This is a genomic window from Microbacterium luticellae (assembly GCF_050408645.1).
Taxonomy (GTDB): domain Bacteria; phylum Actinomycetota; class Actinomycetes; order Actinomycetales; family Microbacteriaceae; genus Microbacterium.
On the sequence record NZ_JBNTKE010000001.1, the window covers coordinates 36,030 to 57,193 of the forward strand.

Sequence of the window (21,164 nt, forward strand, 5' to 3'; positions counted from 1 at the left end):
ACTAGCGAATTATGCGTACATGAGACGCGCATTAATAACCGCACTCGTCGTGGGGATGGTGTGTGGAACGGTGGGCACTCTGACTCTGCTGCGAGGTGCTTCTCTGATCGGCGATGCTGTTTCACACGCTGTGTTGCCTGGTATTGCGGCATCCAGTGCGATCGGATTGGGGTTCTTTCCTGGCGCACTTGTTGCGGGTCTTCTTACTGCCGTGGGTATTAGTTTTCTCAGTAGCCACAGCAAGGTGCGCAATGATGCGCTGATAGGCGTCGTTTTTACCGCCATGTTTTCGCTCGGCGTCATTATGATTTCCCTGCGGCCCGCCTCGACCGACCTCACAAAAATCCTCTTTGGGAATGTCATGGCGGTCAACCAATCAGACATGCTCGTGACTCTCGTGGTTGCCGCACTTGTGACACTCGTCATTGTGCTTCTCTTCACCAGGTTTCTTATTTCCACATTTGATCCTGCAGTGGGGGCAACGTACGGTATCTCGCCAAATGCGATGCACTACGTGCTCATGACTTTGCTGACCGTTGTCACGGTGGCGTCACTGCAAGCTGTGGGTGTGATCTTGGTTGTGGCTCTTTTGATCACGCCGGCAGCTACAGCGTTTCTCGTCGCGCGCTCCCTGGCAGGGATGATGCTGTGGTCAGGATCCCTTGGTGCTGCAGCGAGTGTGGTTGGCCTTATCGCGAGTTTTTACCTCAACGTGCCATCAGGGCCGGCTATTGCAATTGCGGCAACACTACTGTTTCTCGCTGTGCTTGCAGTGACAAAGCTTGTTTCTCGCCGACGAATCCGTGTTATTACTCCACAGAGAAAGCAGCAATAAATGAACAAACTCATTGGACCAATAGCAGCACTTTCGCTTGCGTCGTTCGTATTAAGCGGTTGCGCCGCTTCGGGACCAGACGTGGTCGCTCACCAGGGTGAAGCCGCGTCGTCAGAGGGGTCTCAGGTTGACGCGCTGCAGGTTGTGACGACCTTCTCCATTCTCGAAGACATCGTGAACGAAGTCGGTGCAGAGTACGTGGACGTGCACAGTATTGTGCCGCTTGGGACCGATCCGCATGAATACCAGCCTCTGCCTAACGATGTGAAAGCCACTGCCGAGGCAGATCTCATTGTCTGGAATGGGCTGAATATGGAACTCGGCGATGGTTGGCTAGAGAGCTTGCTCGAAACCACCGGCCACGCGCTGGTTGACGACCACGTCGTTGAGGCGAGCCTCGGGGTAGAACCCCTATATCTTTCGGATCTCGACGGTACGGACGACGAAATGAACCCACACGCGTTTCTTGACCCCAACGTGGGCATTATCTACACCGAAAATATTCGCGATGGCCTGATTCAAGCAGATCCAGAGAACGCAGACGCATATACAAACAACGCCGATGCGTACATCAATGAACTGTCTGCAATTGATCGTGAATACGCTGCTGCCATCGAGAGAATCGCACCGCACCACCGTACTTTCGTTACGAGCGAAAACGCATTTCAGTATATGAACGAACGGTATGGTCTCACAGGGCTGTATATATGGGCGATCGATACGGGCGATCTAGGATCGCCGTCGCAAATCGCACACCTCGTTGAAACCCTTAAACAACAGCCGGTTCCGGCGCTGTTTATCGAATCGAACGTTGACACGCGTCCTATGCAAACTGTCTCGCAAGAGACAGGCATTCCAATATTTGGCGAAGTCTTTTCCGATGAATTAGGGGCCGCCGACACAGAGGGCGCTTCGTATCTACGGATGCTGCGCTCAAACCTTCGACAAATCGAGCAAGGGCTCGGCGGGGAACATAGCGATGACTAATCTCAGCATTGCGCCCGTCGTACAGGCAGTAAATTTAGCCATCGGATATCCCGGGAACACGGTGGCATCCGGAGTATCGTTTAGCCTGCACAAAGGCGGTATGACGGCACTGATGGGGCCAAACGGGGCCGGAAAGTCAACACTTATCGGTGGACTGCTCGGCGTTATCTCATTAATGGAGGGAACGGTAAGCTTCTTCGGCGAGGACATCAAAGGCGTGCGTGAGCGCATTGCCTATGTGCCGCAGAACAGCAGCGCAGACATGAATTTTCCGATCACGGTGTTTGACGTGGTTGCACTTGGCACATACCCACGACGAAAGCAGTGGAGGCGTCGGCGACGTGACAAGAAGACTGCGATAGCTCATGTGCTCGATAAACTCGCGCTCACGGAACTGGCACACCGCCAGATCGGTGCGCTGTCGGGGGGTCAGCGCCAGCGGGTGTTACTTGCTCGCGCTCTCGTACAGGAGGCTGATCTCATAGTCCTTGATGAGCCGTTCGCAGGCGTTGACCACGCGAGTGAAAGAATTATCGTTGAAGAGTTGCGTGCACGCGCCGACGACGGCGCAGCCGTGCTTGCTGTACATCACAATCCGCGCACTGTCGAAGAATATTTTGATGACATCATGCTGTTTGATCGTGGCCTGATTTCTCATGAACCTTGCGCAGCGATGGTTGCTTCAAACGTATGGCTCACGAGGTTTCCTCCCGGCCACAAGCCCGCGATGTCTCAGTGATGATTATGCGAGACGTACAGGGCGTCTGTAGCAGCGCGCCCCAAAGCAATTGCTTTCTCCGCACCACTCACGCGCGCGTTGATTGTGTCTGAGTATGCGTCTCCGACCGAAATCGTGAGCTGAGCACCGACCACAATGCTGTGTTGATAAAAAAACTGCAGCAGCGCAGGATCAGCGTCAGAAATTCTCTCAACAACTACGGTCCGTTCATCGTGCGGAACGTCACTGAGCCGTTGAGCTTTCGGTATCTGTATAGTGCCATCGGCGCGAGGGATAGGGTCACCATGCGGATCTCGACTGGGAAAACCAAGGAACGCGTCAATTCGCTCGACCATGAAGTCTGACACCGCATGCTCGAGGTTTTCGGCTTCATCGTGAACCTGATCCCAGGTATATCCCAGGGCGCGCACCAGGAATGACTCGATGAGTCGATGACGTCGGACCATGGCAAGCGCATAGGTACGACCCATCTCGGTGAGCTCAATCGCACCATAGGGCGCATACGTTACGAGACCCTGCGCAGAGAGCCGTCGAACGGCATCGGAGACGGAAGAGAGTTTTAGGCCTGTTCGTTCGGCAATCAGAGTGGGGGTGACCGGATCTGCTGACCATTCCGTCAAGCTCCAGATCGCTTTGACGTAGTTCTGCGCACTCGCTGACAGCTCAGAAACAGACATAGCCTCAGCGTACCCGCAACCCTATTGCTGTTTGTGTGCTGACCGTGCAAGCCTCGAATAAGACATTACCTCGAAGGCATTGCGACGAGAGGACGACGATGACCACCGCCACCACCCCGGTCGAAGAAGCACCCCACCGCCCCACCAAGCAGGCGTTACGGTACGTCATAAAACGCACGATCCGAGAATTTACTGCTGATCAGTGCACGGATGCCGCGGCGGCCCTCACCTACTATGCAATCTTGGCGATCTTCCCTGCAATCGTGGCATTTTTCTCGATTCTGGGACTGCTGGGGCAAAAAGGTGAGGCCACGAACACCCTCCTGTCGCTCATCGACGAGGTTGCGCCCGGCGAAGCGGCCGAAACGTTGCGGGGGCCGCTGCAACAGCTCGCCGAGGCACCCGGCGCCGGTATCGCGCTGGTGTTTGGAATCGTTGTGGCCCTGTGGTCGGCATCCGGATATGTGGGGGCATTCAGCCGTGCCATAAACCGCATCTATGGTGTGGCGGAAGGGCGACCCATCTGGAAACTGCGCCCCATGCAACTACTCGTCACGGTTATGGGCGTGGTGGGTTTAGCTATCGCGACAGTGTCGCTCGCGCTTTCCGGCGATATCGCCCAGGCCATCGGTGATCGCATTGGTGCCAGCGCCGCCGTACAGACGGCATGGAGCATTCTGAAATGGCCCGTTCTGGCTGTTGTGATCGTTCTCGGGGTGGCCGTGCTCTACTACTTCACCCCCAACGTAAAGTTGCCCAAGTTTCGTTGGGTAAGCCCTGGTGCGCTTGTGGCGATCATTGTGCTTATTGCCGCCAGCGCCGGGTTCGGTCTGTACGTGTCAACTTTTGCCAACTACAGCCGTACCTATGGTTCTCTCGCCGGTGTGATCGTGTTTTTGTTGTGGGTGTGGATCGCCAACCTCGCGCTGCTGTTCGGCGCAGAACTCGATGTTGAACTCGAACGCAGCCGCGAACTACAGGCAGGCATCGCCGCCGAAAAGACGGTGCAACTACCGCGCCGCGACACCCGTGGCATCGATAAAAAGCAAGAAAAAGAACGCGAACTCTGGGCAGAGGGCCAAAAACTGCGCCCTGACATGAACCTGTAGCATCCGGATGCTGCACTAAATCGTGGTGGCCGGATAAACGATTGATTTGTCGTCGCGAACCTGCCCGCCGCGAGTGAGAGTCGCGGGTGTCACGCGGCCATCGGGCATAAGGTGGCCGACACGGATTTCTCGCGCGATGAGGTAGTCGGCAACAATGCGCCGATGGCAGCGCCACCATACAGCCTCGGAGCACATGATGGCCGGTCTAGCGTCGCGGTCGAGAAGCGACACGAGCCATTCCAGGCCCTCGTTAAATTCTTCTCCGAGCGCATAGTCGGCGTAGCGGTGAAAGCTCGCGTTTTCCCAAAAACCATTTGTTGATTTATCGACATCGTGACTCACGCGACGGAGCCCGCCCAGACGCTTTTCGCGCACATACGGGATGCCCGCCTCGTCCATCACGGGGGCAAGCTCTTCTTCATTGAACTGCGGATTATGCCGTGAGCCGGGAAGCGTGCGAATGTCAACGAGTCTGGTTGCTCCGGCATCGCGCAGCAATTCAATGAACTCGTCGATGGGGTGAGTGGAATGTCCCACGGTAAGCAGTTGCACCGCAGGCTGCTCGGTCGGCTTATTCGTCGTCATCGCTCTCGCCTACCAGGAGCACCACTTTGCCGCGGTGTTCCCCTGAATCAAAGTAATCGTGTGCCTCGCGAGTTTGCTCCAGTGAAAATGCGCGATCCACCGGAACAGACAGAGCACCCGATGTAAGAAGAGGCCACACGCGCTGCTGCACCTCGGCAATAATGCGCGCTTTTTCTTCTGTCGGGCGAGGACGCAGAGACGTTGCGATGACTCCGGCACGTTTGCGCAGCAGAAGCCCCAAATCAAGCGGAGCCTGGCTGCCGCTTCCTAAGCCAATAACAACCAGTCGGCCACCGACAGCGAGGGCAGCCAGGTTGTCGGCGAGATAGTCTGCGCCGACCACGTCGAGAATATAGTCGGCCCCGTGGCCGCCCGTGATGTCGTGCACGCGGTCGGCGAAGTTCTCTGTGCGGTAGTTGATGGTGTGGTGAGCACCCAGGTCGCGAGCCCACTGCAATTTCTCTGCCGACGACCCGGTGGTGATCACTCGTGCACCGAGTGCCGCGAGATACTGCACAGCGAATGTGCCGATGCCGCCCGACGCGCCGTGCACGAGCACCCAGTCGCCCTCAGCCACTTGCACGGTCATGCTCATGTTTGACACAACGGTGGCGGCGACCTCAACGATCGCTGCAGCATCGCGCGGCGACATACCTTCGGGCAGCTTAAGTAGTTGCCCCACCGGTACCGCCACGTATTCGGCATAGCCACCGCCCGCTAGCAGTGCACACACGGGCGCGTGAAGAGGCCAGACGTCTGGGTCGACCGCTTCGCCGTGCGCAACAATCGTGCCCGCCACTTCGAGGCCAGGAATATCGCTCGCACCCGGGGGAGGAGGGTAAACGCCTCGGCGTTGTGCGGCATCAGCACGGTTGATTCCGGATGCTGCGACTCGCACAAGAACTTCATCGCGCGCGGGTTTGGGCACGGGAACATCGCGCACTGTGATGACTTCCGAACCGCCGGCGCCGTCGTAGAGGACCGCGCGCATATGCTGAGGGATCGTTACCTGTGCCATTGTTGGCCTCGCTTTCGTTGCCCGTTATCGAGGCTACCGTCCGGGTTTAGTCGGCGGCGAAAAATGCGGGTAGTTGAGCTTCGATGCTGCGCCCACTGATGTCTACCGTGAGTCCCCGGTCAAACTTTTCGAATACGCGAGGGTCAATATAGCTGCTGCGCTCGCAGCAAATCCATACATCGTTCCACGCCGGTGGAATGGCCAGCGAACGGATTCGACTGCGTTCAATATCGTCAACAATATGCGCCCCGGTGGCCGTGCGGTACTCAAAACCGGAGCCGCGTCGTATTCGACGCAGCCCCGGTTCGTCTCGAGTGACCTGGCGCATGGGAGTCAGCGCGGCGCGGTACTAATTACGTTCGACGGCGTCTTCGTTTACTTGCGCGGGCGGCATGTCTTGCAGGTACTCGCGGTCGGTGTTGGGGTCTCCTGTGTCGCGGTGGGCGTCTTCTGTGTCGGTGCGTTCAACCTGCAGTTCTTCGTCGTCGTCATCGAGTGGACTGAGATCGCTGAGGTCGTCAAGATCATTGAGGTCGTCATAGAACTCGCCCGCTTCTTCATCGATTTCACGATCGTCATTGCTCGCTGCGGCATCGCGGTCGAACTCTTCACGCTCGGCGACATAGTCACTGGTGTTGGCACCGAGGTCGTTGCCTTCGGCGGGTGCTTCTTGATCGGCAAAATCGGCCGTGCTGTTGTCGTGCATTGCTTCCTCCTCAGATCGGTAATCCGATAGCACCGGATGCTGCTCAGTCACGCCAGAGCCTTGACATTAAGCGGTCACCATGCGACACCGGCAAAGTCAAGCCCCTACCTGCTGCGCGGCACTTCAGACACCGTAGTGGTGTCGAGAAAGGATGCCGTGATGAGCACGAAAACGCCCATGTTGGCGCAGGCAGTCATATTTTGGAGTTGGATGCTGACTGTGATCGTCGGACTCGCACTGATGTTTCTGATTCCCGGCCTTGGGCGATGATGATGTCGGTGAAAAAGGGAATCACGCGCAGCGCTCTGAGCATCGTCTTTCTCGTGCTCTTTTTTGGCGCACTGATCGGACAATCGTTTGCCGGTCACGCCGTCACCGTAGCCGAAAACTTGCAGCATGGTGAACCGGCTCCTGGCTACTGGGAATATCTGTGGTCATCAGAGTTTGTTGTCGACGTGGCCGAGAACTGGCAGTCGGAGTTCTTGCAGTTCTTTGTGTTTATCGCCGCGACGGTGTGGTTTGTGCAGCAGTCATCCCCAGAGTCGAAAGCGCCGCGAGACGAAGGCACGCAGAGCGATCGACAGCAGAAAGTTGGCCGGTTTGCCGACAACGATTCGCCGCAATGGGCTCGTAGCCGTGGTTTTCGCCAGTGGGTATATGCAAACTCTCTCTTGCTCGTGATGGGCACCCTGTTCATGCTGTCGTGGCTTGCGCAGTCGGTTGCTGGACACATCGTTATGAACAGTGACCGGATGCAGCACGGCCAAAGCACGCTCTCGTGGGCACAGTACCTTGCCTCGCCCGACTTTTGGGACCGCACGCTGCAGAACTGGCAGTCGGAGTTTCTTGCCGTCGGCGTCATGATCGCGTTTGCGATTTACCTGCGTCAACGAGGGTCCAGCGAGTCAAAACCCGTGGGTGCTCCTCACTATGCACAGCAATAACGACGGCGAATAAGGAGAAGATCAATGAGCGAGGAATTTCGTGCCGCAGAGTTCGCGACGACGCGGCTGCAAAAAATTTCTATGACCATAGGAATCGTTATTGTGCTGCTCGGCGTGGCAGGGTTTATTCCCGGAATCACGCGTGGGATCGATCAGCTTGCCGTGACCGGTAACGGTTCAGAAGCATACATTTTTACTGTTTTTCGAGTCTCAGTGGTGCACAACGTCGTGCACATCGTCGCAGGAGTGCTCGGCATCGTGTGCGCTATGCGACCACGGTCATCACGACAGTTTCTTCTCTGGGGAGCCGCGTTCTTCGTTGTTTTATGGATCTTTGGCCTGTATGCGGTCGGGCACCCAGAGGTGAATTTTCTTGCCATCAACCCCGCCGATAACTGGCTGCACATCGGGTTGGCCGCCGTTATGGCGGCATCCGGTTTGATCATTTCTCGCGACCCGCATGGCCAACCTCGAGAATCACACACCATTGTCTAGCCGGTGACCTACATCATTCATCGCGGTTGCGCTACCCCCGTGCGCCGAGAAACACCCCGCCATAGTGTGCAACTATGACTGATCAGACTTCTCTCCCCTCCCCACATAGCGAGCAGCAGTCAAACCAAGACGTGCCATTGCGTGGCGTGGTTTTTAACTGCTCACTCAAACCGTCTCCGGCGGCCTCCAGCACGGATCGCCTGAGCGGCCTCGTCGCAACAGCTATGGCGGCCCGAGGTTGCTCGATGACGAGTGTGCGGGTTGTCGACCACGACATCTTTCCCGGTGTCGAACGCAACATGGGTGAGGGTGACGCCTGGCCGGAGCTACTCAACCAGATTCTCTCTGCCGACATCTTCGTTTTTGCTACGCCCACCTGGATGGGGCAGCATTCCAGCGTCGCGCAGCGCGTGCTCGAACGCCTTGACGCCGAGCTCGCAGAAACCGACGAGCAGGGTCGCCCCTCGCTGTATGACAAAGTGGCGGTACCCGTTGTTGTTGGTAACGAAGACGGTGCTCACCACATTATTGGCATTGCTTCACAATCTCTTTCTGATGTCGGCTTTGTTATCCCCGCGCAGGCAGGGGTGTATTGGAACGGCGAAGCCATGCACAAGGTCGACTTTATTGACCTCGACGAAACCCCGAGTGTTACTCAGCAAACAGTTACCGCCGCTGCAGCCAATGCCGTACATCTGGCGCGTCTTTTGAAACAGAACCCGTTCCCAGCAAGTGACCAAGACTCATGAGTGAAGGGGCACACAATGATCACCAAAGTTACCGCTAGCACGATCGTCGATGCACCACTGCGTGAGGTCTACGACCAGTGGACGCAGTTTGAAGACTTTCCGCGGTTCATGGAAGCAGTAAAGAGCGTGACGCAGTTGGGAGACGAACGCACGCACTGGGAAGTCGACATCGCGGGCGTCGAACGCGCTTTCGATGCAGTTATTACCGAGCAGCTGCCCGATCAGCTCATTCGATGGGAGAGCCAGGACGAGCAGCTTCACATCGGCGAGGTGCAGTTTGAAAACGCGGCCGGGGGCACGCGTGTTTCTCTCATGATGGGTTGGGTACCCGAAGGGATCATGGAGAGAGTAGGCGCAGCGCTCAACCTTGACGAGCGAGCCGCGGAGCGCGACCTCGAACGGTTCAAGGAATTTATGAACGAACGCGGCACGGCCACGGGAGGGTGGCGCGGGTCGATTGGTGAACGCTAATTCAACAGCAGCGTCACATTAGTGTTCACCGTCCGATAATAGGCATTTGACTGAGAGAGCGCCGAAAACTCACGCATAATCATTGCCAGCACGGGGAAAGACTGCAATGGTTATAAAAAACGAAGACCGCGGCTGGGGAGCATGCATTCCTCCACCGCGGTCTTTTTTATGGATTGAGGTGTTTTATGGGCAAGTTTATTTATGACGAGACCGTCAAAGTAGAGGTGGAAGACCGTACGCTCGCTCATTTGCAGATTGTGATCGGCACCAAACTCCGCCGCGGCGAGTCGTTCTACTTTACGTGGCGTGAAGACGCCAGCGTGGGGGGAGGCCGCACAAGCGTCTGGCTTCACCAGGCCGTACCGCTGGTATATAAATACCACGGCAGTCGTAGGCCAGCACTCAACACGGCATGGATCGATGCTTTGGCGTACACCGCGAACTCTCCTTCGGGGCTCCGCTTGGTTCCCGAACCCTCCGAACTCGAGGCCCGTCGTCCGTCGTCGGTAGCGGGCTAGGCACAGACATGGGCGTACTGTTCTATGGCGGTCCTTACGGGCCCATCGAGATCGAAGACACCGCGCTAGCGCACCTCAAAATTGTTATCACGACGAAACTGCGGCGAGGTGAAAGCTTTACTCTGTCGTGGAAACACCCGGAAGACCAGGCCGGCGGACGCAGCACGGTGTGGCTGCATCCGTCGATCCCGCTGCGATTTACGTTCGACAGCCCTGAAAACCCAGAGATTAGTCCTGCGTGGCTCGATGAGCTGGCGAACTCTGCTCACTCAACCGGCGGAATCCGATTGGTGTCCGAGCACTTTGAGCCGTCCGCCGAGGCTGATGGTGACTGGCCCAGCTACAGCACGCACGAGAGCGAGCAAGGAGAAAACGATGACGCTTCCTGATATCCACACGTGGTGGCCGAAACTCTCTATCGAAGCGAAACACGCTATTCGTGAGCATCCGGATGCCACTCTGTCCAGCGAAGTTCAACGCGAGATCGCTCGTGTCACCGGCCACGAAGTCAGCGATGCCGACCGTCTTTCTCAGCAAGACATTGACTTTATTGCCACTCAGCAAGAACCGGTCGACTAACACGGAAGGAAGGATGACCATGCCCCGCTCCAGCATTAAAGACGAAGAGGTTTACCAGAGCGTTCGCAAATCGGGCGCTTCGGAACAGAAAGCGGCGCGCATCGCTAATGCCGCGGCGCGCGACGGCCGATCAACCGTGGGGCATCGCGGCGGCACATCGCAGAGTTACGAAGACTGGACAGTGAAAGAACTCAAAGCGCGCGCAAAAGAAATTGGTTTGCACGGCTACTCGAACAAAAAGAAGAGTGAGCTGATTAAAGCTCTGCGTAACAGCTGAATGCCCAACGCACAAAGGTGAGGGATGGCAGTCACTGCTGCACATCCCTCACCTTTTTACACAACCTCTTTGTGTACGTCACTCACTAGGCGTCGCGGACTTCCCAGTCGCGTGGTTCATCGCCGGTCGCCGTCGTGTAATCGGGGCGTTCCGGTTGCGGCTTCTGGTCAGAGAGCTCACCACCCTCTCGGCCCCCAAAGGGGCGGCCGTGGTCGGCAAACTCTTCGCGGGTAAACACAAACGTCCACGGGCCCGCAGTAAAACGTGCGCCCGTGCGCATGATTTCGCTGCGCTCACCCTGGGGAGTAGCCGTTGTGGCAGGACTGGCATTCATTTCGCCCTCGCCGTGCAACGTCACAACGTACTCATCGCGAGAGTCGTGAGTCACCGTGGCGTGATGTGGGTCAATGGAGGGCAGACGAAGCACGCAGTCGGCCGCAGATCCAATCGTCACGGTGTCTTGTGTCAGATCAAAAGCAAAACGTTTATCGGCTGACGAAACGAGCAGCTGCGGATTACCCTCACCCCATCCCGCGTGGGTCGTTGTTGGTTCTTCTGGATCCCTTGTGTTGTATTGCATGGCGGTTACTCCCTTCGGTATCCGTCGGTCACCCCGCATGGTTATAGGTGGCGTCCTCCGGTGACAGGAAGGATCGCCCCTGATACGTATGATGCGTCATCCGACGCCAGATATACATAGGCACCGGCGAGTTCGGCGGGTTGCCCGGCGCGCCCAAGCGGCGTGTCTTGCCCAAAGTGCGGCAACTTCTTGGGCCATCCGGTGGCCGGAATCAGCGGCGTCCAGATCGGGCCGGGAGCAACACCGTTCACGCGAATGCCCGATTCGCCCTGCTGCTCGGCCATCGCCTGCACAAAAGCTACGAGCGCAGCCTTGGTCATCGCGTAGTCGAGTAACCCGGGGGAGGGAGAAAACGCCTGAATTGACGTCGTCACAATAATTGACGAGCCCGCGGCCATATGGGGCAGAGCCTCACGGCTCATCCAGAACGCGGCATAGAGATTCGTGCGCATCACACGATCAAACTCTTCTGTCGAAAAGTCGGCGTCAGTTTCACGCTGCTTCTGGTATCCGGCATTAAGCACGAGCAGGTCGAGACCACCGAGTTCCTCGCGCGCATCACGCACAACGCCCGTGGCCGCATCTTCGTCGGTGAGGTCGGCGGGCAGCAGCACTGCGCGCCGACCGGCTGCTTCGATGAGGTGTGCTGTGCTCTCGGCGTCCGCCCGTTCTTCGGGCAAATAGTTGATGGCGACATCAGCGCCTTCGCGAGCATAGGCAATAGCCACTGCGCGCCCGATCCCGGAGTCTCCTCCTGTGACCAGCGCGCGACGACCTGCCAGCTTCTCGCAACCGCGATAGGTGTCTTCGCCGTGGTCGGGCCGCGGCACGGTCTCATCCGTCAAGCCTGGCTGCTCGCCATCGCCCTGCGGAAAACCGCTCTGTTGGTACTTGGTCCTGGGGTCGATGAGGTTCTCGGTCATAGTTGCACCCTACGAGCGAGCACACCGACGACCCCAGGGCCTTGACAGTGCCAGGTCTAGCTGGCATGCCGGATGCTACGCGGTTTGCCCGCCGTGTTTTCCTTCACCGATTTCTTCGACAAGTTTGTCGTTAAAGGCCGGTAGGTCATCAGGCGTACGGCTCGATACCAGGCCCTGGTCAACGACAACTTCTTCGTCTACCCAGTCGGCTCCGGCGTTGCGAAGATCGGTTTGCAGGCTCGGGTAGCTCGTCATACGTCGGCCATCAACCACATCGGCTTCGATAAGAATCCACGAACCGTGACAGATCACACCCACCGGCTTGTGCTGGGTGAAAAATGCGCGAGCAAAGGCCACAGCATCATGGTCCATACGCAGATGGTCGGCATTGACCACACCGCCGGGCAAGACAAGAGCGTCATATTCATCGGATGCCGTTTGGGTGACGGAGTAGTCGACGTGCTGCCGGTGTCCATTCTTGCCGGTGATTTCTTCGCCGCGCGGAGCAATCATCACCGCCTGTGCCCCCGCATCGGTGACAGCCTTCCACGGCGAAGTCAGCTCACTGTCTTCAAATCCGTCGGTGGCCAAAAAAGCTATCCGCTTGTTTTCGATAGAGGCCATTGTTCTTCCTTTCTTTGAGGGGAATAGAGGGCGTAGGTGCGCCTCTGCACGTTTGTGAGCAGACGGCGTAGGGTTCGAGGTTGATGCGCGGCCAGCGGCATCCGGCCGTCGCTGTATCGTGGGCCGCCACGCAGCCGCAAGAAAATGGCCATCCAGCTCGTGATTGCGCGTTCCATAACCCATAGCGGAGCCCACAGACTGCTGCTGGCTGGATAAACAGCGCGCCCGCTGTGGCGTTGCCGCCCGAATTCAGCAATGGCGATGACACTGGCTGCACAGAGAGTGAGTACCGCCGGATGCCTGCGAGCGCACACAATGGTCGGCAGTAGAGCGGCCTCTGCGACAAGACGCAGCGGCTGAGCCCAGCTGTCGTAGGCCTGGCGCACCCGCTGTCCCAAAAAATGCGTGACGGTGGGCGGACGCCGCGCCACAATAATTTCGGGGGAGTGGTGAACAATGCCGCCCGCGGCCCGCACCGTGCGTTCAAGTTCGAGGTTTTCAAATAGCGCATTGGGATCGTAGCCGCCGATGCGTCGCATGATTGATCGACGCAGGCCATACGTTCCCGGGTAGTCACCCAGCACGGCACGGTTCATCAGAGTGCGCCCTGTATCCCATCGCGCATGCCAGGGTAACGGGTGAAAATAATTGTGGGGTCGCACGAGATCTGCTGCACGCAATCGGTCGACGACGGCCAATAGCGACTGACGGTCGTATCGAACATCATCGTCGGCAATGATGATCAGTTCATGACGGGCCATATCAACACCGCTCAGCACGCCGCGTGTCTTGCCATTGAGCCCGACCGATACGGTGGGGCGTACGTGGCGCACCAGGTGCGACCACAGACGCGAGTGCAGAGCGAACTCGTCGTCGACCGAGCCATCGACCACCGTCACGTCGACCCATCGACGCAGCTGCGCTAGATAGCGCGTTAAATCGAGCAGCGGCTCATCGTCGGCTGCTCCGCCGCTCCACCGTAGCGGTAAAACGTATTCAGCTATCGCAGGGTTCGGCATTAGTCGTCCGTTCGAAAGCCTGTGGTTTTATGTGAACCATCACACAGTGGCTTCAGCATGGACAAACCGCAGCGGCACAGCGCAATCGTGCGACGGTGATGTTCCATAGGTTCACCGTCGGGGGTACACAGTTGCACGTCGCCACGAACAATGAGTGGGCCATCGGGGTACGGCGTAATCGTGCCTTTTTCTTCTGCCATTACATTGCCTGCCGATCATGCTGGTTCCAGTCAGCTCCCGCGCCACGCAGTGACGAAGCGCCATGCTCCCACGCCTGCAAAATGTGGCGGCCCACGCAGCCGTCCATATAGAGGCATGCTGCAGCACCGAAGAGCACATCGTCGCGCAGTTCCGGCCGGTCTTCTACCAGACTGCCGGCCAGGTCACGCCCTGCGATTTGCTCGTGCACGGCATCCGCTTCGACATGCTCGTCAAAGTAGTCGGTGACGGCAGAGCTAAAACCGAGTCTGCGCATTCCATCGGCGTACAGACGGTTGGGAATCGATGAGGTCATTTCGAAAGCTGCCAGATGCCCGGCTATCGCACCGATCAACCGCCGTTGCAGACCGAACATCGACATCATGTTGTGATTAGCGAGCGTTATCGCCGGCACATCATCGACATAGGCGCCGTACGTGCTGGTGAGACCCGCTCCCTCCATAGCGATCGCGAAAAGCGTTGCGTGTACACGGTCGGGTCGACCGCCACCATATTCATCCGCTTGTACTTCGACGAGGGCAGCCTTCGGCCGCCCCTGTAAACGCGGAATCGCCCACGAATGAGGGTCTGCCTCACGCAACGTGTATACAGAACGTTGAATCAGAAATTCGCGTACCTGGTCAGCATTCGCTTTTTTTGCCACGTAGCGTGAAAGGCTCGGGCCGCTGTCGGCCCCCGTCATTGCGAAGAGTGCGCGTGCTACGGCGTCAAGGGTCGGAGCCACTTCTTCAGCACCAGGGCGACCGACTTCGGCTCGCAGATCATGCTCAAAACGTGCCTCCAGCTCGCAGCGCACGGCAATGAGTTTCGGATGCCACTCCAAGGCGGCATCCAGGGCGTCAAAGCTTCCGTACATCGATGCGTACAACACGTAAAGCGCCGTGTGAAGGTCGTCGTCGCGCACGGCGTCGGACGTATTCGCCGCACACGTACGGGCCAGCGATGCGCCCTCATCATCGATATCTCGCACACCCGTCAGAACGTGAATAACCCATTCGCTCAACGGTCCTCTCGCCATGAATGGCAACCGCATTGCCACGGGGCTGATAACTGAAACCATGAAGACTCCGATCGTTACGCTGAGTCTTATGCCCTGCGCGCTCACGCCCAAGGGCGTTGACTCTCCAGCGTTTGGCTAGTACAAGACACCGCACACGAGAACCGGGTGGGGTCAGACTGCGAATGACCCCACCCGGAAACTTCACGGAGCGTTGGAACCCATGCTGTGACTAGTGTTCGCCACCCTTACGCCCAGCTTCGTGGGGATCGGCGCCGCCTTCGGAGCCAAACTGGCCGCCGCTGTTTTCGCCGCCTCTGCGACCTGCCTCGTGGGGGTCTGCACCGTGCTCGGCACCAAACTGGCCGTTGCCGTGTCTGCCACCGGCCACCCGACGCCCGAACGCTAGGCGTGCTGCTCTGACTCGGGAGGCCGCGCGTCGACCCGATCAGCTGCACGACGCAGTAGCAGGGCGCCGACAAGGCCCAGCAACAGAAACGCGACGGCAAAAAGGATCGCCCAGCGCGTGGCATCCGTGAACCCTGCCGCAAGAGCATCCACAGCGGCGGCAGTCTCTGTGCCGAGACTGCTATGTGAGCCCTGGGCACGTAACTGGGGAATCATGGTTCCTGCTGATTGCCGCGTAGCTTCGGCAACCTGATCAGCCTGTGCACCCGAAACCCCAGCGTTGGCCAGTGCCGCGGGCAGAGTGACGGCCAGAGCAACAGACAACACAGCGCCAGAAATCGCTGTACCCAGCGCCGAACCGATCTGTCGCACGGTGCTCTGCGTCGCCGAACCCTGTCCCGATACTCCCACCGGAATATCGCGCAGAACAGTACCCGTCAGCTGCGCTGACGCTAAACCAAGGCCCAAGCCATAGACAACAAGCGGCACTGCAAGAACAAACCCCGCGCTATTGGGCCGCAAGAACAGTGCAAGTGCGAGAGCGCCCACCACCTCAAGGCCCAGCCCCAGCACAACTGTTCCAGGCGCGCCCAGTCGTGCCGCAAGATGTCGAGCCATTGCCCCCGAAGCAAATGCGCCAATAGCCATAGCGGCCAGAACCAGACCCGCATTCATCACACTAAAGCCCAGCGCGTTGATGAGATACAGCGGCAAAACAAAAATGAGCGCAAACTCGCCGATCGCAACCATCGCCGCCGTAGTGTTGCCCCACGAAAACGTAGCAAAAGAAAACAGCCGAAGATCAAGCAGCGCAGCCCGCTGCACCTTCTCGCGGTGGCGCTCCCACACGATAAACAGCACAATCGCCACAGCGGCAACAGCGAAAGCAATAGGCACCACCGAGATCGCTGCATCGTGCGGCCACGCCCAGCCAAAGACAGCAAACTCGCCGTCGGGCTTCCACCACCCCAGATCGGGCCCCTCAATGACAGCAAAGACCAGCGCACCAAAGCCGATGGCGCTCAACAGCGCGCCATCGACATCGACACCAGGAAGAGGCTTACTGCCCTTTGTCTCTTTCACCGTAAACACGGCCGCCACCGCGACAGCGATGCCCAGCGGCACATTGACCAGAAAAATCCAGTGCCACGACGCCCACTGCGTGAGCGCACCGCCGGCCAGAGGGCCGACCGCGGCCGCCCCCGAAATAACCGCCCCCCACACGCCAAATGCTGCCGCACGGTAGCGGCCTCGAAAGACAGCGTTCACGGTCGACAGCGTCGACGGCATGATGAGTGCGGCGCCCACCGCCTGCACGGCACGAGCACCAATGAGCGGCGCCGCGGCCGCCGAGGTCGCCGCCACAACACTGCCAGCAATAAAAATCACAAGGCCCAGCAGAAACGTGCGGCGACGCCCCCATCGATCGGCAAGTGACCCGGTCGACAACAAAAGAGCCGCGAGCACAACCGCATAGAGGCTGTTGACCCACTGTGCATCAGTGAGTGTCAAACCAATGTCGGTAATGATTGCGGGCAGAGCAACTCCCACGATCGTGCCGTCGAGCACAATAAGCCCGAGCCCCACGGCAAGAACGGCGAGCCCCAGCCAGTCGCGGCGAGTGGGGGCCTGCTGTGCGGCATCCGGCGAATAACTCATGTTCATAACAAACCCATCTCTTGGGCACGGTGAATGGCGCGCGAGCGACTATCAACGTCGAGTTTGGTAAAAATGTGTGCGAGGTGACTCTTCACGGTCGCTTCGGTGACAAAAAGTCCTCGGGCAATTTGCTGGTTCGACGATCCCTGCGCTGCCCACTGCAACACTTCGCGTTCGCGGTCGGTCAGCCGCGGAAGCGGCCTGCTCATGCCCTGCAGCACGCGGCTTGTGAGTTCGGGCGAGAGCGCGGTCTGTCCGGATGCTGCCCGGACAATGCCGTCGACAATGACCTCCGGGTCGGCGTCTTTGAGCAGGTATCCGGCTGCGCCTGCCTCGATGGCACCGATTACTTCGGCATCGCGATCAAAGGTAGAAATAATGATGACCGCCGGAGGATGCATCGAGGAACGCAGGGCCGCCGTCGTAGCAATACCATCGATACCTTCACCCAGGCGCAGATCACACAGCACAACATCGGGACGCACCTCGGTGGCGAGAGCGATCGCTTCTTCTCCTGTTGCGGCCTCGCCCACGATGCTGATTTTTTTATGCTCGGACAAAACCGCACGCAACCCCGTGCGCACCACGGGGTGATCGTCGACGAGCAGAACAGAAATAGTCATGATTCCTCCGAAGCAGTATGAGGAATATAGGCCGAAAGCGCTGTGCCCTCACCCGGCGTACTCTCAATATCCAGACCACCACCGAGCTCAGCCAAGCGATCGCTCATAATACGCAGGCCAAAGCTCGACGACCGTTCATTGCTGGAGGCGGCCCACGCCGCCACATCAAAACCCTGTCCGTCATCGTGGATGTCAAGACGAATAGTGTCACCCGTCGTGGCCAGTGTTACAACGACGGTGTTCGCGTGGGCGTGCAGGCGAACATTGGCTAGAGCTGACTGCGCCATGCGGAGAAGCGCAATCTCTGTCGACATCGCCAGCGCAGGCATGTCATCATCAACACGCAGCTGCGTGACCGCACCGGTTTCGTCGTTTAGTCGGTCCAGCAGCCGTGCCAATGCACTCTCTAGCGCTGCTTCTTCCAACTGCGTAGGCACCAGAGCAGCAACGATACGCCGCACATCGCCGATGCTGTCGGCTGCGAGGGTTTCGATGTGGTGCAGAGTGTTCGACAAATCATCGGTCGATGAGTTTGTGCCCGCGTGGGCCAGAAGTTTGATCGACGACAAGCTCTGCGCAATGGTGTCGTGAATATCACGAGATATGCGGGTGCGCTCTTCCATTGCTCCGGCGTGCCGTTGTGCCACAGCAAGCTCTTCTTGCACGGCGGCGGTTTCTTCTTGAGCTCGGCGTAGCGAGGCTACCAGCCGCTCGCGTTGAGCCGCTTCACGCAGCAGTTCGAGATAGCCGCGTGAAATACCGAACGCAAAGACGCCCCCGATGAGCGGGCCAAATACGTTGGCATAGCTGGTAGTGCCGTGATGAACGAGCGGCGCTGCTATCACCGCGGCATACACAACGGCTGAAAACAGCAGCGCCCAGCCGGTGCGCAGTAAATGACCGGCCAGCAGCCACAGCAAAAATGCCAGCCAAATAAATTCGGCCGAGACCAGCAGGGTCGTTGCCCATATGACAGCAAACCCCACCAGCCACCACACAGCACGGCTGTACTGCTGGGGCTGGGGAGAAATGGCGGCGCCCAGGGTGTGCCATCCCAGCACCGCGATTCCCGTCATCACGGCCGTGACCACGGGGGTTCCCGTGCCCACGGCGCGGACAACCCCGATCACAATCAGCAGTGCCGCAATAACATGCTGACCCACCTGCATGGCACGCACGGCGGAGCCTGACGATGCGATGACCGTCAGGCCCGGCCGATCATCGTGCGAGAGAGGTGCTGCGACGATGCTCATGATTCGATTCTGTGCTGTGCTGCTGTGAAGCGCCGGATGCCACTCGCACGCGCCGTGGATTCTTCGGCCACCACACGGTATCGCCGAGCAGGCTAAACAGTGCGGGAACAATAATCGTGCGCACCACAATCGTGTCGACAACGACCCCCACGCCCACAATGAGCCCCAGTTGCCCCAGCGTGACTAACGGCAAGACTCCCAGCGCAGCGAAAACACCGGCCAGAACCAGACCAGCACTGGTAATGACGCTACCCGTGCCTGCAACGGCACGAATCATGCCCTCGCGCGTACCCACAGCGGCAGCTTCTGTGCGTGCTCGATGGACGAGAAAGATCGTGTAATCAATCCCGAGCGCCACGAGGAACAAGAACGACAGCAGCGGCACTTGCAGATCGAGGGCGGGCTGATCGAACAGCATCCGGCTCAACCATGCCCCGGCACCGATGGCGGCCACAGCACTGAGAACGTTGACGACCAATAGCAGCACCGGCGCAACCAGCGAGCGCAGCAAAATCGTCAGCACAATAAAGCTGATGACGATCACCAGCGGCGCAACCACCCACAGGTCACGGACGTTACCTGCCCGGGCATCCACATCGGTCGCGACCGCGCCACCCACACGAGCGTCGGCATCGGCCACCGAATGCGCGGCATCACGCAAGTGCGCGATCTGGGCGAGACTCTCGGGGGTGCCCGGCGCATACTCGCCCGTCACCATAATCGACGTGAGGCCAGCAGAGTCGTTGGTACCGGCGGGGTGTGCACGAACAACACCCGAGACGTCGCGCACAGCCTCGACGACCTCATCGGCCTGCCCGCTGCGGGCAACAATCATGACGGGCTGTGCCTCACCAGCAGGGAAATGCTCCGCGAGCACTTCGAGCCCGGTCGCCGACTCTGACTGCACACGGAATTTCTCCATTTGGTCAAGACCCACCGTTGTGCCGATAAGACCAGCAGCCATGACTCCCAGCAGCGCGAGGCCGGCCACCGCGCTGATCACCGGACGGCGAACAACACCCGTCGCCACACGACGCCATACACGACCTGTTGCGGCTGTGCCGCCAGGCCGAGGAATAAACGGCCAGAATACCCGGCGGCCACACACGGCCAACAGCGGAGGCAAACCAAACAGCACAGCAGCCAAAGCCAGCACGAGCCCCAGCGCAGATGACACACCGAGCCCGCGCGTGCCGGGAATAACAGCGAGCGCCAGCGACAGCAGAGCAATAACCACGGTGAGGTTCGACGCCACAATAGCCGGCACCGTTGCACGCCACGCCGACGACAGTGCATCACGATGGTTCTCGTGGCGCTCGAGCTCTTCGCGGTACCGAGAGATCAGCAGCAGCGCGTAGTTGGTGCCCGCACCAAAAACAAGAACGCTAATAATGCCTGCGTCGAACTGCAGATTCCACGCCTGCGCTGCAGCCGCTGTGACTCTTCCCGCCGCACCATCAGCCAGCGCCACAATAGTCAACGGCAATAACCACAGCACAGGGGAGCGGTAGGTGACAATCAACAGCACCGCAACGATAAGAATCGTGACCGCCAGAAGCGTAAAGTCGGCGCCGTCAAACGCCGCAGCAATATCGGCGCCAAACGCAGGGCCGCCCGTCACAAAAATAGTGACCCCGTCAACCGGTGCCTCAGCCACACTCGCTCGCACATCAGCAAGCACAGTGGCCGTTTCTGAATTCGAATCGCCCACGGTGATGGGGGCAACCATGACGGCTGCCTCCTCGTCTTCACTCATGATCGGGCCCGAAACATCGTCTGCCGCAACGGAACGAACGGCATCCTTCACCCGCTCCAGACCTGCGCGGTCGGCGTCAGTGAGGTGCGATCCGTCGGTGCGTGACGCAACGAGAAGAACCGACTGTTTATCGGCATCCGGAAAGTCTTTGAGCAGTGCCGCAGCCTGTGCCGACTCCGAATCAGCGGGAGCCTGATCAGACAGCACAGGAGCCGAAGCGCCCGAGAAGAGACCAAAAAGAACGATAAAACCCAGCAACGTCACACCGAGGGCAACCCAAGCACCTCGGCGCGACGTCAGCCGATCAGAAAAACGCCGACGCGCATCGAAAACATCCATGCTCCCACTTCAGCAGCACGGAAGCCGCGAATCTTCGGGCCCAGGCATGATCTCGAGATCAACCATTCGGATGAT

The 21,164-nt window shown here is 58.8% G+C and carries 28 protein-coding genes; 13 read left to right on the top strand and 15 right to left on the bottom strand.

Annotation, left to right across the window (positions count from 1 at the left end):
* Window positions 1-19 precede the first annotated feature (19 nt).
* The 3 genes from ACQUSW_RS00185 to ACQUSW_RS00195 are packed head-to-tail and all read left to right on the top strand — an operon-like array spanning window position 20 to window position 2,561.
* Window positions 20-835, top strand: a complete 816-nt coding sequence (locus tag ACQUSW_RS00185; RefSeq protein WP_428930277.1) for a metal ABC transporter permease — start codon at window positions 20-22, stop codon at window positions 833-835.
* Window positions 836-1,822, top strand: coding sequence for a metal ABC transporter solute-binding protein, Zn/Mn family (locus tag ACQUSW_RS00190; protein WP_428930278.1), 987 nt, complete (start codon window positions 836-838; stop codon window positions 1,820-1,822).
* Entirely contained in the window at window positions 1,815-2,561 is a 747-nt protein-coding gene (locus ACQUSW_RS00195) for a metal ABC transporter ATP-binding protein (RefSeq protein WP_428930279.1), read from the top strand. Before ACQUSW_RS00190 ends, ACQUSW_RS00195 begins: the two co-directional genes overlap by 8 nt.
* Here ACQUSW_RS00195 and ACQUSW_RS00200 read toward each other — a convergent pair.
* On the bottom strand, window positions 2,555-3,238 hold the full coding sequence (locus tag ACQUSW_RS00200) for a metal-dependent transcriptional regulator (protein WP_428930280.1): 684 nt from the start codon (window positions 3,236-3,238) through the stop codon (window positions 2,555-2,557). The genes ACQUSW_RS00195 and ACQUSW_RS00200 overlap by 7 nt on opposite strands.
* A 98-nt stretch (window positions 3,239-3,336) precedes the next feature.
* On the opposite strand from ACQUSW_RS00200, the gene ACQUSW_RS00205 reads away from it, so the two are divergent.
* Window positions 3,337-4,347: a YihY/virulence factor BrkB family protein gene (locus ACQUSW_RS00205; protein WP_428930281.1), complete on the top strand. Its 1,011-nt coding sequence runs from the start codon at window positions 3,337-3,339 to the stop codon at window positions 4,345-4,347.
* 15 nt (window positions 4,348-4,362) lie between these two features.
* On the opposite strand, the gene ACQUSW_RS00210 is transcribed toward ACQUSW_RS00205, so the two are convergent.
* The 4 genes from ACQUSW_RS00210 to ACQUSW_RS00225 all read right to left on the bottom strand — a co-directional run bounded on the left by ACQUSW_RS00210 (window position 4,363) and on the right by ACQUSW_RS00225 (window position 6,656).
* Window positions 4,363-4,932, bottom strand: coding sequence for a DUF488 domain-containing protein (locus ACQUSW_RS00210; protein ID WP_428930282.1), 570 nt, complete (start codon window positions 4,930-4,932; stop codon window positions 4,363-4,365).
* A complete protein-coding gene (locus ACQUSW_RS00215) occupies window positions 4,919-5,923 on the bottom strand; it encodes an NAD(P)H-quinone oxidoreductase (RefSeq protein ID WP_428931237.1) in 1,005 nt (334 codons plus the stop codon). The genes ACQUSW_RS00210 and ACQUSW_RS00215 overlap by 14 nt, the downstream gene beginning before the upstream one ends.
* Window positions 5,924-5,996: 73 nt before the next feature.
* Window positions 5,997-6,278 (bottom strand): hypothetical protein, encoded by a 282-nt coding sequence (locus ACQUSW_RS00220; RefSeq protein ID WP_428930283.1) that lies wholly within the window; start codon window positions 6,276-6,278, stop codon window positions 5,997-5,999.
* A 21-nt stretch (window positions 6,279-6,299) separates the two neighbouring features.
* Entirely contained in the window at window positions 6,300-6,656 is a 357-nt protein-coding gene (locus ACQUSW_RS00225; RefSeq protein ID WP_428930284.1) for a hypothetical protein, read from the bottom strand.
* A 278-nt stretch (window positions 6,657-6,934) separates the two neighbouring features.
* Between ACQUSW_RS00225 and ACQUSW_RS00230 the strand changes: the two genes are divergently transcribed.
* From ACQUSW_RS00230 to ACQUSW_RS00265, 8 genes are all read left to right on the top strand, one after another.
* Window positions 6,935-7,600, top strand: a complete 666-nt coding sequence (locus ACQUSW_RS00230) for a DUF6766 family protein (protein WP_428930285.1) — start codon at window positions 6,935-6,937, stop codon at window positions 7,598-7,600.
* A 24-nt stretch (window positions 7,601-7,624) separates the two neighbouring features.
* Window positions 7,625-8,095 carry a DUF4383 domain-containing protein gene (locus ACQUSW_RS00235; RefSeq protein ID WP_428930286.1) on the top strand — a complete coding sequence of 157 codons (471 nt, stop codon included), beginning with the start codon at window positions 7,625-7,627 and terminating at the stop codon, window positions 8,093-8,095.
* A gap of 74 nt (window positions 8,096-8,169) precedes the next feature.
* Window positions 8,170-8,844 (top strand): flavodoxin family protein, encoded by a 675-nt coding sequence (locus tag ACQUSW_RS00240; RefSeq protein WP_428930287.1) that lies wholly within the window; start codon window positions 8,170-8,172, stop codon window positions 8,842-8,844.
* A 15-nt stretch (window positions 8,845-8,859) separates the two neighbouring features.
* Entirely contained in the window at window positions 8,860-9,315 is a 456-nt protein-coding gene (locus ACQUSW_RS00245) for an SRPBCC family protein (protein WP_428930288.1), read from the top strand.
* Between the two features lie 185 nt (window positions 9,316-9,500).
* Complete coding sequence (locus ACQUSW_RS00250) at window positions 9,501-9,833, top strand: DUF7882 family protein (protein ID WP_428930289.1); 333 nt, start codon at window positions 9,501-9,503, stop codon at window positions 9,831-9,833.
* 8 nt (window positions 9,834-9,841) lie between these two features.
* Window positions 9,842-10,222 (top strand): DUF7882 family protein, encoded by a 381-nt coding sequence (locus tag ACQUSW_RS00255; RefSeq protein ID WP_428930290.1) that lies wholly within the window; start codon window positions 9,842-9,844, stop codon window positions 10,220-10,222.
* Window positions 10,209-10,412 (top strand): hypothetical protein, encoded by a 204-nt coding sequence (locus ACQUSW_RS00260; protein ID WP_428930291.1) that lies wholly within the window; start codon window positions 10,209-10,211, stop codon window positions 10,410-10,412. Before ACQUSW_RS00255 ends, ACQUSW_RS00260 begins: the two co-directional genes overlap by 14 nt.
* A gap of 13 nt (window positions 10,413-10,425) precedes the next feature.
* A complete protein-coding gene (locus ACQUSW_RS00265; RefSeq protein ID WP_428930292.1) occupies window positions 10,426-10,689 on the top strand; it encodes a DUF7218 family protein in 264 nt (87 codons plus the stop codon).
* Window positions 10,690-10,774: 85 nt separating this feature from the next.
* Here ACQUSW_RS00265 and ACQUSW_RS00270 read toward each other — a convergent pair whose 3' ends face one another.
* The 6 genes from ACQUSW_RS00270 to ACQUSW_RS00295 all read right to left on the bottom strand — a co-directional run bounded on the left by ACQUSW_RS00270 (window position 10,775) and on the right by ACQUSW_RS00295 (window position 15,114).
* Window positions 10,775-11,269, bottom strand: coding sequence for a hypothetical protein (locus ACQUSW_RS00270; protein WP_428930293.1), 495 nt, complete (start codon window positions 11,267-11,269; stop codon window positions 10,775-10,777).
* 41 nt (window positions 11,270-11,310) lie between these two features.
* Entirely contained in the window at window positions 11,311-12,192 is an 882-nt protein-coding gene (locus ACQUSW_RS00275; RefSeq protein WP_428930294.1) for an SDR family oxidoreductase, read from the bottom strand.
* A gap of 75 nt (window positions 12,193-12,267) precedes the next feature.
* Window positions 12,268-12,816 carry a type 1 glutamine amidotransferase domain-containing protein gene (locus ACQUSW_RS00280; protein ID WP_428930295.1) on the bottom strand — a complete coding sequence of 183 codons (549 nt, stop codon included), beginning with the start codon at window positions 12,814-12,816 and terminating at the stop codon, window positions 12,268-12,270.
* Entirely contained in the window at window positions 12,789-13,835 is a 1,047-nt protein-coding gene (locus ACQUSW_RS00285) for a glycosyltransferase family 2 protein (RefSeq protein WP_428930296.1), read from the bottom strand. Before ACQUSW_RS00285 ends, ACQUSW_RS00280 begins: the two co-directional genes overlap by 28 nt.
* Complete coding sequence (locus ACQUSW_RS00290; RefSeq protein ID WP_428930297.1) at window positions 13,835-14,035, bottom strand: CDGSH iron-sulfur domain-containing protein; 201 nt, start codon at window positions 14,033-14,035, stop codon at window positions 13,835-13,837. The genes ACQUSW_RS00285 and ACQUSW_RS00290 overlap by 1 nt, the downstream gene beginning before the upstream one ends.
* On the bottom strand, window positions 14,035-15,114 hold the full coding sequence (locus ACQUSW_RS00295) for an iron-containing redox enzyme family protein (RefSeq protein WP_428930298.1): 1,080 nt from the start codon (window positions 15,112-15,114) through the stop codon (window positions 14,035-14,037). The genes ACQUSW_RS00290 and ACQUSW_RS00295 overlap by 1 nt, the downstream gene beginning before the upstream one ends.
* A gap of 172 nt (window positions 15,115-15,286) precedes the next feature.
* Between ACQUSW_RS00295 and ACQUSW_RS00300 the strand changes: the two genes are divergently transcribed.
* Window positions 15,287-15,460 (top strand): hypothetical protein, encoded by a 174-nt coding sequence (locus ACQUSW_RS00300; protein ID WP_428930299.1) that lies wholly within the window; start codon window positions 15,287-15,289, stop codon window positions 15,458-15,460.
* Here the strand turns inward: ACQUSW_RS00300 and ACQUSW_RS00305 are convergent.
* The 4 genes from ACQUSW_RS00305 to ACQUSW_RS00320 are packed head-to-tail and all read right to left on the bottom strand — an operon-like array spanning window position 15,457 to window position 21,089.
* Window positions 15,457-17,118 carry an MFS transporter gene (locus tag ACQUSW_RS00305; RefSeq protein ID WP_428931238.1) on the bottom strand — a complete coding sequence of 554 codons (1,662 nt, stop codon included), beginning with the start codon at window positions 17,116-17,118 and terminating at the stop codon, window positions 15,457-15,459. The genes ACQUSW_RS00300 and ACQUSW_RS00305 overlap by 4 nt on opposite strands.
* Before the next feature lie 2 nt (window positions 17,119-17,120).
* Complete coding sequence (locus ACQUSW_RS00310) at window positions 17,121-17,741, bottom strand: response regulator (RefSeq protein WP_428930300.1); 621 nt, start codon at window positions 17,739-17,741, stop codon at window positions 17,121-17,123.
* Entirely contained in the window at window positions 17,738-18,994 is a 1,257-nt protein-coding gene (locus ACQUSW_RS00315) for a sensor histidine kinase (protein WP_428930301.1), read from the bottom strand. The genes ACQUSW_RS00310 and ACQUSW_RS00315 overlap by 4 nt, the downstream gene beginning before the upstream one ends.
* Entirely contained in the window at window positions 18,960-21,089 is a 2,130-nt protein-coding gene (locus tag ACQUSW_RS00320) for an MMPL family transporter (RefSeq protein WP_428930302.1), read from the bottom strand. The genes ACQUSW_RS00315 and ACQUSW_RS00320 overlap by 35 nt, the downstream gene beginning before the upstream one ends.
* Window positions 21,090-21,164 lie beyond the last annotated feature (75 nt).